The sequence below is a fragment of the Lentzea sp. NPDC042327 genome (genome assembly GCF_040647275.1).
GTDB lineage: Bacteria > Actinomycetota > Actinomycetes > Mycobacteriales > Pseudonocardiaceae > Lentzea.
Genome location: NZ_JBEZBX010000014.1, coordinates 136,799 through 150,329 on the forward strand (window position 1 = coordinate 136,799; position 13,531 = coordinate 150,329).

General features: G+C 70.2%; 10 protein-coding genes. 6 read left to right on the forward strand and 4 right to left on the reverse strand.

The genetic code is table 11. The annotated features are described in order from the left end of the window. Nucleotides 1-24: 24 nt before the first annotated feature. Nucleotides 25-1,239, reverse strand: a complete 1,215-nt coding sequence (locus tag AB0A63_RS30685) for a helix-turn-helix domain-containing protein (protein ID WP_360397253.1) — start codon at nt 1,237-1,239, stop codon at nt 25-27. 126 nt (nt 1,240-1,365) lie between these two features. Here AB0A63_RS30685 and AB0A63_RS30690 point away from each other — a divergent pair, with 126 nt between their 5' ends. From AB0A63_RS30690 to AB0A63_RS30700, 3 genes are all read left to right on the forward strand, one after another. Next, on the forward strand, nt 1,366-2,928 hold the full coding sequence (locus tag AB0A63_RS30690; RefSeq protein ID WP_360397255.1) for an alpha/beta hydrolase: 1,563 nt from the start codon (nt 1,366-1,368) through the stop codon (nt 2,926-2,928). Between the two features lie 215 nt (nt 2,929-3,143). Further along, complete coding sequence (locus AB0A63_RS30695) at nt 3,144-3,914, forward strand: hypothetical protein (protein WP_360397257.1); 771 nt, start codon at nt 3,144-3,146, stop codon at nt 3,912-3,914. Between the two features lie 143 nt (nt 3,915-4,057). Next, on the forward strand, nt 4,058-5,116 hold the full coding sequence (locus AB0A63_RS30700) for a glucose-1-phosphate thymidylyltransferase (RefSeq protein ID WP_360397259.1): 1,059 nt from the start codon (nt 4,058-4,060) through the stop codon (nt 5,114-5,116). Nucleotides 5,117-5,311: 195 nt separating this feature from the next. On the opposite strand, the gene AB0A63_RS30705 is transcribed toward AB0A63_RS30700, so the two are convergent. Both AB0A63_RS30705 and AB0A63_RS30710 read right to left on the reverse strand, forming a co-directional pair. Further along, a complete protein-coding gene (locus AB0A63_RS30705) occupies nt 5,312-6,349 on the reverse strand; it encodes a winged helix DNA-binding domain-containing protein (RefSeq protein ID WP_360397261.1) in 1,038 nt (345 codons plus the stop codon). Beyond that, nucleotides 6,337-7,446: a phytase gene (locus AB0A63_RS30710; RefSeq protein ID WP_360397263.1), complete on the reverse strand. Its 1,110-nt coding sequence runs from the start codon at nt 7,444-7,446 to the stop codon at nt 6,337-6,339. Before AB0A63_RS30710 ends, AB0A63_RS30705 begins: the two co-directional genes overlap by 13 nt. A 67-nt stretch (nt 7,447-7,513) precedes the next feature. Between AB0A63_RS30710 and pnuC the strand changes: the two genes are divergently transcribed. From pnuC to AB0A63_RS30725, 3 genes are all read left to right on the forward strand, one after another. After that, nucleotides 7,514-8,125, forward strand: coding sequence for a nicotinamide riboside transporter PnuC (gene pnuC, locus AB0A63_RS30715; protein ID WP_360397452.1), 612 nt, complete (start codon nt 7,514-7,516; stop codon nt 8,123-8,125). Continuing rightward, nucleotides 8,122-9,300, forward strand: a complete 1,179-nt coding sequence (locus tag AB0A63_RS30720) for a M14 family zinc carboxypeptidase (RefSeq protein WP_360397265.1) — start codon at nt 8,122-8,124, stop codon at nt 9,298-9,300. The genes pnuC and AB0A63_RS30720 overlap by 4 nt, the downstream gene beginning before the upstream one ends. Nucleotides 9,301-9,427: 127 nt before the next feature. Then, nucleotides 9,428-10,546, forward strand: coding sequence for a GNAT family N-acetyltransferase (locus AB0A63_RS30725; RefSeq protein WP_360397267.1), 1,119 nt, complete (start codon nt 9,428-9,430; stop codon nt 10,544-10,546). A gap of 135 nt (nt 10,547-10,681) precedes the next feature. Here the strand turns inward: AB0A63_RS30725 and aceE are convergent, their stop codons facing one another. Then, complete coding sequence (gene aceE / locus AB0A63_RS30730) at nt 10,682-13,441, reverse strand: pyruvate dehydrogenase (acetyl-transferring), homodimeric type (protein WP_360397269.1); 2,760 nt, start codon at nt 13,439-13,441, stop codon at nt 10,682-10,684. Between the last annotated feature and the right edge of the window lie 90 nt (nt 13,442-13,531).

Genomic DNA, 13,531 nt, shown 5'->3' on the forward strand with positions numbered 1-13,531 from the left:
GCGAACTCCGTCACAGGAGGCGGGCTACCACAGCCCCCGGGAGCGGGCAAGTCGCCCTACAGACAAAGCGACGCGAAGCACAAGTGCGTCTCGAGCGTCATGTGCATTTCTTCCCGTCATTTCCTGAACGCGCCGAAGGCGATATCTGACCGTGTTCGGGTGCACGAACAACCGTTTCGCGCACGTCTCCAGCACGCCGCCGACCTCCAGGAACGCGTCCACGGTCTCCAGCAGCGCACCGCCGGCGTCCTCCAGCGGCCGCGCCACCCGGTCGACCAGCTGCCACTCCGCCTCGGGATCGCCAGCCAGCGCGCGTTCGGGCAGCAGGTCGAGCGACCGCACCGGCCGGGGCGCCGCCGGCCAGCCGACGACCGCGCGCAACCCGCTCAGCGCGTCGCTGGCGCTGCGGTGCGCCTCGGACAGCGACGACACGGTCGGTCCCGCCACCACCGGGCCCTCGCCGAAGCCCTCGGCGATGCGGCCCAGCACGTCCTCACCGGTGTCGGTCGGCCCGCCGAGCACGACCACCAGCCGCGAGCCCTGCACGCTGAGCAGCACCGGCCGGCTCGCCCGCGCCGCCTTGCTGCGCACCGAGTAGACGATCGTCGGCGGGTCCTCCCCGCCGGGGTTGCCGACCAGCACGGTCGCCTCTGCCGCCGGGTCCCAGCCCAGCGCGGCGGCCCGCGACAGCAGCGACTCCTCCGGATCACCGCGCACGATGCCGTCCACGACCAGTGCCTCCAGCCGGGCGTCCCACGCACCGCGCGCCTCGGCCGCCGTCGCGTACGAGGTGGCGGCGGAGAACGCGATCTCCCGGCCGTACCGCAGCACGCCCTCCATCAGCAGCGCGCGCTCGGTCTCGTCTGCGGCCATCGCCGGCATCTGCTCCTCGAACAGCTCCAGCGCTATCCGGACCAGCTCGACGGTCTGGCGCAGGCTCACCCAGCGGGAGATGTCCTTGGGGGCGCTGCGGAACGCGTCCGCGGTCAGCCGGATCGCCTGCTGCCGGTCGTGCAGCCACTCGACGAACCCGGCCACGCCGTTCTGGATCAGCAGCAGCACGCTCGCCCGCTGGTCCGCCGGCATCCGCGCGAACCACGGCAGGCGCCGCTCCATCTCGGCGACGCTCGCGGTGGCGAGGTTGCCGGACGCGCGCTCGATCTTGCGCATCGTGCGCGGCGACAGGACCGGAGGGTGCACCTCCTCCTTCGTGTTCTCGGAAGTCGGGCTGCTGGTCATGTCCGCAGCCTATGCCGTGGCGGCGGACATCACCGGAACAGGTGACACAAACCCGTGGCGGCGCCTGAGCGGCCATACCTTCGGGCACCAGATGGTCTTCAGTTCGTCCGGCGCGGAGGTTTCGTCTTGCACAGGTACCCGGCACTCGCCCTCGGGGTCGTCGCGGTCATGGCCGTGGGCACGGCCGCGTCCGCCGACCCGCCCGACCCACTGGCCGAGCTCGTCGCCCAACCGGTGAAGTGGGCGCCGTGCACGGGAAAGCTGACCGAGCTGGAGTGCGCGACGCTCGTCGCGCCGCTCGACTACACCAAGCCGGGCGGCGACCGGATCAACCTGACGGTCAGCCGCAAGAGGGCCACGGCACCGGAGCGCCGCCGCGGTGTCCTGTTCACCAATCCGGGTGGACCTGGCGGGTCCGGGCTCGGCCTGCCGCAGTTCCTGGCCAAGTCCGACCTCGTGCAGGTCTACGACCTGATCGGCATCGACCCGCGCGGCGTCGGCGGCTCGACCGCGCTGAACTGCCGCACCGCGCCCGCGATCGCCGAGCCCGAGTCCCGGCCCGCGGACTCCGAGTTCGGCAAGTGGGCGGCCGAGGCGCGCGAGGCCGAGGAGGCCTGCCAGCGCTCCGCCGGCGGGATCAGGCAGTTCGTCAGCACCCCGAACACCGCGCGGGACATGGACCTCGTGCGCGCGGTGCTCGGCGAGCCGAAGATCAACTACCTGGGCTACTCCTACGGCACGTACCTGGGCGCGGTGTACGGGACGCTGTTCCCGGACCGGCTCGACCGCAGCGTCCTCGACAGCGCCGTGCACCCGGAGTGGATCTGGCACGAGCAGTTCCGCCAGCAGGCGGTGGCCTATCGGCGCGACGCCGAGGCGTGGGCGGCGTGGGTGGCGGAGCGCAACGAGAAGTTCGCGCTCGGCAAGTCCCCGGCCGAGGTGCTGGCCGCGGTGGAGTCGGTCGCCGCCAAGCTGCACGCCACGCCGGTCGAGGGCCACACGCGGTCGTCGTTCGACGGCGCCATGGGCGTCGGGTCCCGCTACCGTCCTCTGTGGACCGACCTGGCGGACATCGTGGCGAAGCTGAGGTCGGGCGACCAGCCCGCGAACGCCCAGGGTGCCCAGGCCGCCCAGCTGCTGGCCAGGACCGGGCTGCAGGAGCTGCGCTCCGGCGTGTTCGACACGGTGACCTGCGAGTCCGACTGGCCGACGGACCTGGACACCTACTACGAGGACATGCGCACGTTCCGCGAGCGCTACCCGTACGGCTACGGCATCATCCGCGCGGCACCGATGACCTGCACGTTCCGCTCGTTCACCCCGCCGGAGCCGCCGGTGCGGCTCGCGCGTGCGGGCTACCCGGTCGGCATCGTCGTGCAGGCGGAGGGCGACACGCAGACGCAGTACGCCGGCGGCCCGGCGATGGCGAGGCGGCTCGGGCACAACCTGATCACCGTCCTCGACGAGGGCAAGCACGGCCTCTACAACGGCGGCAACACCTGTGTCGACCGGAAGGTCAACCGGTACCTGATCGACGGCGCCCTGCCCGGGAGCAGCTCCGAGTGCCTGGGCGACCCGCGCCCGAACGTGCCGAAGGACGGGTCGGGAACCACGGCGGAGGCACCCGTGCTGTCGGCCGAGCACATCCAGCAGTACCTGGACGGCCGGGGCCTGAGCGCCCTCCCGTAGGAGACCCGGAAATGTGGAAGCGCCCGACACGGAGCGTGTCGGGCGCTTCCCTCTCCCCGGTCCCCACCGGTAGTTCCACTCTGGACTGTATTACGACAAAAATCCACGTCAGCCACCCTTTCGTGTCACAGTGTCGCTGTTGCTGAGTGGTCTGATCCGCGAAACGATCACCTGGTCGGAGCTTCACTCACCGCAACTTCGTTCTAGGAGGGCCCGTGGGCTCGCAAATCACCGAGGGCCTGGGCCAGGCGTGGGCGATGGTGGCCACGTTCGTGCCGAAGCTGCTCGGCTTCCTGCTCGTCCTGGTCATCGGCTGGTTCATCGCCAAGGCGCTCTCGAAGGGCGTGAGCTTCCTGCTGAAGCGCGTCGGCTTCGACAAGCTCGTGCAGCGCTCCGGCCTGACCGGTGCGCTGAAGCAGTCGTCCATGGACGCGACCGGCCTGATCGCCAAGATCGTGTACTACTTCGTGCTGCTGATCGCGCTGCAGCTGGCGTTCGGCGTCTTCGGCGCCTCGAACCCGGTCAGCACGCTGCTGAACGAGGTCATCGCGTACCTGCCGCGCATCGTCGTCGCGCTGGTGCTGGTGATCGTCGCGTCGGCGATCGGCACCGCCCTGCGCGGCCTCGTCACCGGTGCGCTGGGCCAGCGCTCGTACACCCGGCTGCTGGGCAACATCACCTACGGCTTCGTGATCGCGCTGGGCGTCATCGCCGCGCTCAACCAGCTCGGCATCGCCGTCTCGGTGACCATGCCGGTGCTCGTCGCCGTGCTCGCCACCGTGGCCGGTGTGGTCATCATCGGTGTCGGCGGCGGTCTGGTCCGCCCGATGCAGGCGCGCTGGGAGGGCTGGCTGAACCGCGTGCAGGAGGAGGCGCAGACCCGGTCGCCGATGCCGCGCGCGTCGCAGGAGGTGCCGGCGAACGTCAGCGGCCGGATGGGTGACGCCCCCACCCCGCCGTCGGGCACGCCGATGTCCGACCGGTAGTTCCCACCTGCTGGAAAGGGGCCTCGCGCAAACATCACGCGCGGGGCCCCTTCCTCGTGTTCTGACCGTTCTCCAGCTGTCGTCCAGCGCGCGGCCCGACGCTCGTCCCCACCCGAACTACCCGCTGCCGCGGTGGAGGACCCATGAAAGCTCTTGTGCTGTCCGGAGGTGCGGGGACGCGGATGCGCCCGGCCGGGTACCCGCTGCCGAGGCAACTGGTGCCCATCGCGAACAAACCGGTGCTGGAGTACGTGCTGGAGAACCTGCGCGACATCGGCATCACCGAGATCGGTGTCGTCGTCGGCGAGAACGGCAGCGAGATCATCGAGATGTTCGGCGACGGCGCCGTGCTGGGGGTCTCGCTCACCTACCTCGACCAGGACTTCGCGCTGGGCGTCGCGCACTGCGTGAAGATCGCCCGGCCGTTCCTCGGCGACGACGACTTCGTGCTGTACCTGGGGGACTACGTCCTCACCGACGGCATCGGGCAGATCGCCGACGAGTTCGCGCGGCTGCGGCCGTCCGCCCAGGTGCTCGTGGACAAGGTGGAGGACCCGCGCCTGTACGGCGTGGCGGAGGTCGACGAGAACTCGCGCGTGACGCGGCTGATCGAGCACCCGCGGGAGCCGCGCAGCGACCTCGCGATGATCGGCGTCTACTTCTTCACGCCCGCGATCCACGTCGCGATCGACTCGATCGAGCCGTCGTGGCGCGGCCAGTTCGAGATCACCGACGCCCTGCAGTGGCTCGTCACGCACGAGCGCGACGTGCGGGCGCGGATCTACTCCGGGTTCTGGAAGGACACCGGCAAGGTCGAGGACGTGCTGGAGTGCAACCGCGAGCTGCTGATGGGGCTGCGCGGCGACGTCCAGGGCATCGTCGACGACGAGTCGCGGCTCATCGGTGACGTCGTGGTCGAGGAGGGTGCGCGCGTGGTGCGGTCGTGCATCGTCGGGCCCGCGATCATCGGTCCCGGCACGCTGGTCGAGGAGTCGATCATCGGCCCGTACGTGTCGATCGGCGCGGACTGCCGGATCACCGAGTCCGGCGTGGCCGACTCGATCGTGCTCAGCGAGGCGTCGGTGCACAACGTGTCCGGCATCGAGACGTCGCTGATCGGGCGCCGCGCACGGGTCGGTTCGGCGGGCCGCCACCGGCTGGTCGTCGGTGACGGCGCACACGTGGACGTGGCCGCCGCCTGACCAGCTCACCCCTGCCTCTCCCGGCATCTGCAAGTACCACCAACTCAACATCAACCAGCACTTTTCTACTGCCAACAGCGCCGCCGGCCACCCGTGGACACAGGGCTGGTTCGTTAGACGACGAACAGGTTGGTGGTAGTCGGCGGCGATTTGATCATGTGTTGGTGGTACTTGCAGATGCCCTCGTCAAGGGGGTCAGCACAGCCAGTCGCGAAGGCGGTCGGCCTCCTGGTCGACCGCCTTCTGCCGGCTCTTCGGCACCCGGTCGAGGTAGTCGACGGTGACGCCGCGGTCCTTGCCGATCGACCAGGTGGCGACGACGTAGCCGTCGACGAGGACTGTGGGCTTGCCGCCGATGACGACGCCGAGCCGGTCGTCGGCGATGACCCTGCGGCGGTCGGCGTGGGCGAGCAGGATGTTGTCGAACTCGGGCAGGAACCGCACCGGCAGCTCGGTGTCCGCGCCGGGGCGTGGGGCGTCGGGCAGGTCGAAGAGCTCCTTGCCCGCTTCGGTGCGGAACGTCACGAGCTGTGGCCGCAGCTGTTCGAAGACCTCGCCGAGCCGGGTGGTTCCCGACCACTGCTGGGCGTCCATGACGGTCGCCGGACCGAACGCCCGCAGGTAGCGCAGGACCAGCTCGGTGCGCGGCACGGCTCGCTGCGGCTGCCCGAGCCAGTTCTCGACGGTCGTGCAGACCGCCCTCCCGCTGGTGTGCCAGAGGCCGCGGGGCGGGACCTGGACGAGGGCGAGCTTGTTGCGCAGGACGTTGCCCAGGACGGTGTGCTCGCGGTCGGGCCAGCGCGCCTGCAGCAGCTTGCCGGCGTCGGCGGTGCCCATGGCGGTGTCGTCGAGGATCTTACGGCCGGCCTCGGCGATCTCGTCGAAGTCGAGGCCCCGCAGCCGTTTCGCGAACGGGCCGCTCTGCAGCTCGCGGTCGAGCTTGAGCTGGGTGAGCGGGCGCAGTCCGAGCGCGTCCCGTGCGCTGACCAGGTGGATCGTGCCGCGCATGAGCAGCATGCGGACGGCCTGGCGACCGGTGAGCAGGTCTTCGAGCTCGGCGGGCCGGAAATCCTCGACCCTGCTCCACAGGCCGACGTAGGGCGACTTCGGTTCCTGCGCCTGGACGCCGAAGAGGTGCTCGATCGTGGCGAGCGCGCTCGTCTCGGCGCGCTCGCGCAGCAGCTGGCGTTCGATCAGTGCCCTGTTGAGCGCGTCCTGGCTCAAAGTCCCCATCGGGACAGGTTATGCCGGACGAAGGCGAATCCGGTGCCGTTCTCGCGTTCCCCGTCGTGGACGACGAGCAGGTTCAGCTTGCCGAGCACGACGTCGGCGCCGTCGGAGTGCTCGACGTCCTCGACCCGGAAGTCCTTGAGCGGCTTCATGTCGGCTTTGCGGTACACGACGAACCGGGAGTCGCCCTGGCTGGAGGCGAGCAGCACGTCACCGGCGATCGCGAGTCCCTCGGCGTCGGCTTCGAGCCACCTGCCACCGAAGCCGGGGTCCGGGCCGTCGGCCACGCACTCCTCGGTCACCGGGTCGTACTTCTGCGGCGCGCCGAACGCGCGGACCCTGTCGACGAGCTGCGGCGTGCCGAAACCGTTGGCGCGCAACGGGATGCGCCAGATCCCGACGTCCTCCTGGGCTGCGTAGAGGGTGCCGGTGGCCTCGTCGACGACCATGCCCTCGACCTGCGGGCCCTCACCGGGCTCGCCGCAGACCGTCCAGCGCGTGCCGTCGGGCAGGGTGAAGGTGTCCGGCAGCTCCAGGGTGGACACCTTGCGGGTGTCGTACCGCGCGCCCTTGACGACGTGCAGCAGCGCGATGCTCGTCTCGTTGCGGCGGCTGGTGACGACGACGTCCGTGCCGTGCACCCGGCCCGCCGCGAGGCCGTAGGCGGTGTGCTGCTCCTCGACCTCGGCCTCGGTCTTCGCGAACACCGGCCTGGTCGCCGGGTCCGTGACGTCCCTCGCACCGCGTTCGTCCACTTGGAACACCCGGATGCGGTCGCGCCCCCGGTCGCTCACGAACGCGAGGTTCCCGAGCACGTCGACGTTGTTGTACCGGCCGGGCTTGGCCCCCGGTGACGGCGGCAGCGGTGCCGGGCTCACGCCGATCGTGCGGCCGTTCAGGTCGAACGCCGCCAGGCCGCCTTCCTTGAGCGTGCCCAGCACCACACTGCGTTCCGGGTCGCGCGGGTTCACCCAGATGGCCGGGTCGTCCGCGTCGGCGGGTTCCTCGAACGTCCGGGTGACCACCATCGGTGTGATGACCGGCGTCGCGGCCGGAGTGAGGAACAAAGGCACGAGCGCCAGTGCTAAGGAGGATGACATGGTGGCAAGGTAGGAAACACCGGTATACGGCGACTGAACCACGGGGGAACAAGCCGTGTGGTACGAGATGGGACTGACGATCTTCGGGCAGAAGATCGCGTACACCGAGCTGGTCGGGCAGGTGCTGGCACTCGCCGTCGTCTTCCTGGCGCAGCGCCGTTCACTCCTGACCTGGCCGGTTCAGCTCGTCTCGGTGGCGCTGCTGTTCACGGTCTACCTGTCCTCGCACCTGGGCGGGCTGGCCACGCGGCAGGTCGTCGTCGGGCTGATCGCGCTCTACGGCTGGTACGCGTGGGTGCGCCGGCGTGACCCGGTGTTCGGCGTCGTGGTGCGCAAGGGCTCCTGGCTCGAACGCGGTGTCGTCGCCGGCGTCTTCGTCGTGGGCACGGTCGCATTCGCGCTGCTCCTGGACGCGCTGGACGCCTCGTGGGCGCCGTGGCCGGACGCCGCGATCTTCGTCGGCACCGTGCTCGCGTTCGCGCTGCAGGGCCTGGGGCTGGTGGAGTTCTGGCTGGTGTGGCTGGTGGTCGACGCGGTCGGCGTGCCGCTGCAGATCCAGTCGGGCCTGTACTTCAGCGCGTTCGTCTACGTGATCTTCGCGGGCCTGGTGGTCCACGGTTTCATCGACTGGAACCGCACCGCCCGCCGGTTGACACAGGCGGCAAAGTCTCCCCTATGAGGGGACTGATCGCGTTACTCGCCGCACTGTCGTTGCTGGTCACCGTCCCGGCCACCGCCGCGGCGGCTCCTGAGCCGCGCACCGGGTTCGAGCTCACCGGCAGGTGGACCACCGAGTCCGAGGAACAGGCCTACCTGCGCTCGCTGGGCCTGCCGCTCACCCGGATCGGCACCACCCTGCAGGGCCGTCCCGTGCAGCTCGTGCGGGTCGGCCCCGCCTCGGCCCGCACCGTGGTGCTGTTCATCTGCTCCCAGCACGGCGACGAGCCGGCGGGCCGCGAGGCGTGCCTCATCCGCATGCGCTCCCTGCCGCGCACCGGCCCGGTGACCTACCTGTTCGTCCCGAACGCCAACCCCGACGGCCGCGCCCTCGACACGCGGGGCAACTCCTCCGGCATCGACGTCAACCGCGACCACCTGCTGCTGCGCACCGCCGAGGCCCGCGCGATGGCCGCCGTGATCCGCGACTTCCAGCCCGACGTCATCCACGACCTGCACGAGTTCGGCCCGACCGCGCCGTACTACGTGAAGGACGTCCTCTGGCTGTGGCCGCGCAACCTCAACGTCGCCCCCGGCGTGCACGACCTGTCCGAGACGCTGTCCCGCTCGTACGTCCGCCCGTCGGTCGAGGCCGCCGGCCGCACCTCCGGTGTCTACGGCATCTACGTCGACCCGGTGACCGGTGAGCCGATCCGCCAGGTCGCGGGCGACGGCCAGGAACGCATCCTGCGCAACACCGGCGGCCTCAAGCACGGCATGGGCCTGCTCGTCGAGACGAACGCCGACGGCACCCCGGCGTTCCGCGTCGACTCGCACCTGAAGGCCCTCGACGGCACCCGGTCGTTCGTCCGCGAGAACCGCTCGGCCATCGAGTCCGCCAACGCCGCCTCCCGTGCCGTGCGGTCCGGGCCGGTGTACTTCGGCGGCGCCGACAACCAGGCCCCGGGCCCCTCGGACGTGCTGGCCACCCCGCCGTGCGGCTACGTCGTGACCGGCGCCCAGTACTCGGAGCACCGCGACGAGCTTGAACTGCACGGCATCAAGTCGCAGTACCTGCGCGGCGGCGACCGCATCGTGCCGCTGAAGCAGGAGGCCCGCGCGCTCATCCCGTTGCTCCTCGACGCCCGCGCCGACCAGCCCCTGTTCGCCGCCCAGCCCGTCGCCCAGTGCCAGTAGCTCGCTGACCAGCGTTTACTCACCCTGTTGCAAAAGACGTTTGCGGACGTCCGCAAACGTCTTTTGCAACAGGGACGTGCCGGTGAACTGATATATCGGTCGCGAGCTACTGCTGCGTCGTGGTCGGATGCCCGTCGTGCGAGTCGAGCAGTACAGCTACTTCGCCCTCACGAGCGACACCGTGCCCGCCGCCGAGATCACCCGGCGGCTGGGCCTGGAACCGGATGAGGTGCTCGTCCGCGACAGCGAACAACCCGAGCACGACCTCCCGCGGCGCCACGTGTGGAAGCTCGTCCACCGAGGCCCCGAACGCCTCGACGAGCAGGTCCAACTCCTCGTCGACCGCCTGCTCCCGGTCCGTGACGAGCTCGTCGAGCTCACCGCGGTATCCGATATATCAGCGAGCTTCGTCTTGGTGCGGCACGACGGCGACGGCGGGCCGTTGCGCGAGCTCACCACCGACCTGACGGCGAGCGCGGAGCAGAACCTCGCCGAGCACGCCTGCCATCTCCACCGCCACCTGCCGGGCGCGACCGTGACGCGGACCGGCGACCTCCTCGTCGCCGACAGCGGCCTGACCGACGACACGTTCAACATCGTCGCCACCGCCCGCTTCACCCCGGCCACCGCCGCCACCCGCGTCGCGGAGACGGTGGCGGCGCTGAAGGCGACCGGCCGCCCGTTCTCCTGGTGGGTCGGCCCCGCCACCACGCCACCCGATCTCGCCACCCTGCTCACCCAGGCCGGTCTGACCGCGGCCGAGACCGAGGCGGCGATGTGGGCGGAACTGCCGGACGACCTCCCCGACCCCCACGCCGACGGCCTCGACCTCCGCCGCGTCACCACCGAGGCCGAGCTCGCCGACTACGCCACCGTCCTGGCCGCCAACTGGACCCCGCCCGCCGCCACGGTCCGCGAGTTCTACGCCGCCACCGCCGCGCACGCGTTGCGCAGTCAGGCCCGCTACCTGGTCGGCTACGTCGGCGGCCGGGCGGTCTGCACCGCGGAGGTGTTCCTGCACGCGGGCGTCGCCGGCGTCTACAACATCGCCACCCTCGCCACGGACCGCCGCCGCGGCTATGGCGGCGCGATCACGTTGGCCGCCTTGCACACCGCACGCGCCGAGGGGTACCGCATCGCCGTCTTGCAGGCGTCGGAGGAAGGCGAGCCGGTCTACCGCCGACTCGGGTTCACGGTCGCGGGCCGGTTCACCGAGTACGCCGTCGATGGGGGCGGGGGGCGCTGAGCGGCCCGTGGATCTCCAGCCACACCCGTTCGCGGTGATCGTGTGGGCGAGGACGGCTCCGGTCGCCACAGTCGCGCTGAAACGGCCGGAGGGCCGTTCCACGCGAAGTGGAACGGCCCTCCGGAGGACGAAGACCTACGCGAGACCCGCGTCCGACGTGGACGGCCCCGCCGCCTGCACGTCGTCGATCTTGTACTTGCGCGCCGCCTCGACGACCTTCGACTGCTCCACCTCACCGCGCTTGGCCAGCGCGGCCAGCGTCGCGACGACGACCGACTCCGCGTCCACCAGGAAGTGGCGGCGGGCGGCCGGGCGGGTGTCGGAGAAGCCGAAGCCGTCCGTGCCCAGCGTCGTCATGTCGGTCGGCACGTACGGGCGGATCAGGTCAGGGATCGCCGACGCCCAGTCGGACACCGCGATGACCGGGCCCTGCACGTCCTTCAGCACCTGCGTCACGTACGGCACGCGCGGCTCGGCGTCCACGTGCAGCAGGTTGTGGCGGTCGGTCTCCACGGCCTCGCGGCGCAGCTCCGAGTACGACGTGGCGGACCACACGTCCGCGGAGACGCCCCAGTCGTCGGACAGCATCTGCTGGGCCTTGAGCGCCCACGGCAGGCCCACACCGGAGCCGAGGATCTGCGCGCGCGGACCGGGCGTCGCCGGGCCGTCCTGGTACTTGTACAGGCCCCGCAGCAGGCCCTCCACGTCCAGGCCCTCCGGCTCGGCCGGCTGCACGTACGGCTCGTTGTAGACCGTCATGTAGTAGAAGATGTTCTCGGCGTTCTCGCCGTACATCCTGCGCAGACCGTCCTTGACGATGTGCGCCACCTCGAACGACCACGCCGGGTCGTACGCGATCACGGCCGGGTTCGTGTGCGCCAGCAGCAGCGAGTGGCCGTCGGCGTGCTGCAGGCCCTCACCGGTCAGCGTCGTGCGGCCAGCGGTGGCACCGAGCACGAAACCGCGCGCCATCTGGTCCGCCGCCGCCCACAGACCGTCACCGGTGCGCTGGAAGCCGAACATCGAGTAGAAGATGTAGATCGGGATCATCGGCTCGCCCTGCGTGGCGTAGGACGTGCCGACCGCCGTGAACGACGCCGTGGAACCCGCCTCGTTGATGCCCTCGTGCAGGATCTGGCCCTGCTCGGACTCCTTGTAGGCGAGCATCAGGTTGGCGTCCACCGAGGTGTACGCCTGGCCGTTCGGGTTGTAGATCTTCTGCGTCGGGAACATGGAGTCCATGCCGAACGTTCGTGCCTCGTCCGGGATGATCGGCACGATGCGCGGGCCGATCTCCGGGTCCTTCGCGAGGTCGCGGACGAGCCGGACGAACGCCATCGTCGTGGCGACCTCCTGCTTGCCGGAACCGCGGCGCACGCCCTCGTAGACCTTGTCGCCCGGCAGCACCAGCGCCTTGGACTTCGTGCGGCGCTCCGGCACGAACCCGCCCAGCTGACGGCGGCGCTCCTGCATGTACTGGATCTCCGGCGAGTCCTGCCCGGGGTGGTAGTACGGCGGCAGGTACGGGTCGGCCTCGAGCTGCTCGTCCGTGATCGGGATGCGCAGGCTGTCGCGGAAGCCCTTCAGGTCCTGCAGGGTCATCTTCTTCATCTGGTGCGTCGCGTTGCGGGCCGCGAAGTGCGGGCCGAGCGAGTAGCCCTTGATGGTCTTGGCGAGGATCACGGTCGGCTGACCGACGGTCTCGGTCGCCGCCTTGTACGCCGCGTAGACCTTGCGGTAGTCGTGGCCGCCGCGCTTGAGGTTCCACACCTCGTCGTCGCTCATGGCGTCGACGAGGGCCTTCGTGCGCGGGTCGCGGCCGAAGAAGTGCTCCTTGACGTACGCGCCGTCGTTCGCCTTGTAGGTCTGGTAGTCACCGTCGGGCGTGTTGTTCATCAGGTTCACGAGCGCGCCGTCGCGGTCCGCGTGCAGCAGCGCGTCCCACTCGCGGCCCCACACGACCTTGATGACGTTCCAACCGGCACCGCGGAAGAACGACTCCAGCTCCTGGATGATCTTGCCGTTGCCGCGCACCGGGCCGTCGAGGCGCTGCAGGTTGCAGTTGACCACGAACGTCAGGTTGTCGAGCTGCTCGTTCGCCGCCAGCTGCAGCAGGCCGCGCGACTCCGGCTCGTCCATCTCACCGTCGCCGAGGAACGCCCACACGTGCTGGTCGGAGGTGTCCTTGAAGCCGCGGTCGTGCAGGTAGCGGTTGAACCGCGCCTGGTAGATCGCGTTCATCGGGCCGATGCCCATCGAGACCGTGGGGAACTCCCAGAAGTCCGGCATCAGCCGCGGGTGCGGGTACGACGGCAGGCCGCCACCGGGACCGGCGTGCGAGTACTCCTGGCGGAAGCCGTCGAGCTGGTGCTCGGACAGGCGCCCCTCCAGGTACGCGCGGGCGTAGACACCGGGGGAGGCGTGACCCTGGATGAAGATCTGGTCGCCGCCACCGGGGTGGTTCTTGCCGCGGAAGAAGTGGTTGAAGCCGACCTCGTAGAGCGACGCGCTGGACGCGTACGTCGAGATGTGGCCACCGACACCCACGCCGGGTCGCTGCGCGCGGTGCACGGTCATCGCGGCGTTCCAGCGGATCCACGCGCGGTAACGGCGCTCCACCTCCTCGTCACCGGGGAACCACGGCTCCCGCTCGGTGGGGATGGTGTTGACGTAGTCGGTGCTGATCAGCGAGGGCATGCCGACCTGGTTCTCGCCCGCGCGCTCCAGCAGCCGCAGCATCAGGTACCGAGCGCGCTGCTGTCCGCCACCCTTGAGGACCTCGTCGAACGACTCGAGCCACTCGGCCGTCTCTTCGGGGTCGATGTCCGGCAGGTGCGCTGCCAGGCCGTCGCGAATGACACGTACCCGCTCGGGGCCTGTGTTCTGCGGGCTCAAGGTGTCTCCTCGGCTTCGTTGGCGGTACACGCGCTGGCCCGGAAAACCGTGCCACGCGCTCCTATCGTTGTCCTTGCGCGACGACTTCGT

Excerpts from the sequence above, each read along its gene's own strand:
- AB0A63_RS30685 (WP_360397253.1), bottom strand. The coding sequence starts at position 1,239 with ATGACCAGCAGCCCGACTTCCGAGAACACGAAGGAGGAGGTGCACCCT.
- AB0A63_RS30725 (WP_360397267.1), top strand. The coding sequence starts at position 9,428 with ATGCCCGTCGTGCGAGTCGAGCAGTACAGCTACTTCGCCCTCACGAGC.
- AB0A63_RS30720 (WP_360397265.1), top strand. The coding sequence starts at position 8,122 with ATGAGGGGACTGATCGCGTTACTCGCCGCACTGTCGTTGCTGGTCACC.
- AB0A63_RS30710 (WP_360397263.1), bottom strand. The coding sequence starts at position 7,446 with ATGTCATCCTCCTTAGCACTGGCGCTCGTGCCTTTGTTCCTCACTCCG.
- AB0A63_RS30700 (WP_360397259.1), top strand. The coding sequence starts at position 4,058 with ATGAAAGCTCTTGTGCTGTCCGGAGGTGCGGGGACGCGGATGCGCCCG.
- pnuC (WP_360397452.1), top strand. The coding sequence starts at position 7,514 with ATGGGACTGACGATCTTCGGGCAGAAGATCGCGTACACCGAGCTGGTC.
- AB0A63_RS30705 (WP_360397261.1), bottom strand. The coding sequence starts at position 6,349 with ATGGGGACTTTGAGCCAGGACGCGCTCAACAGGGCACTGATCGAACGC.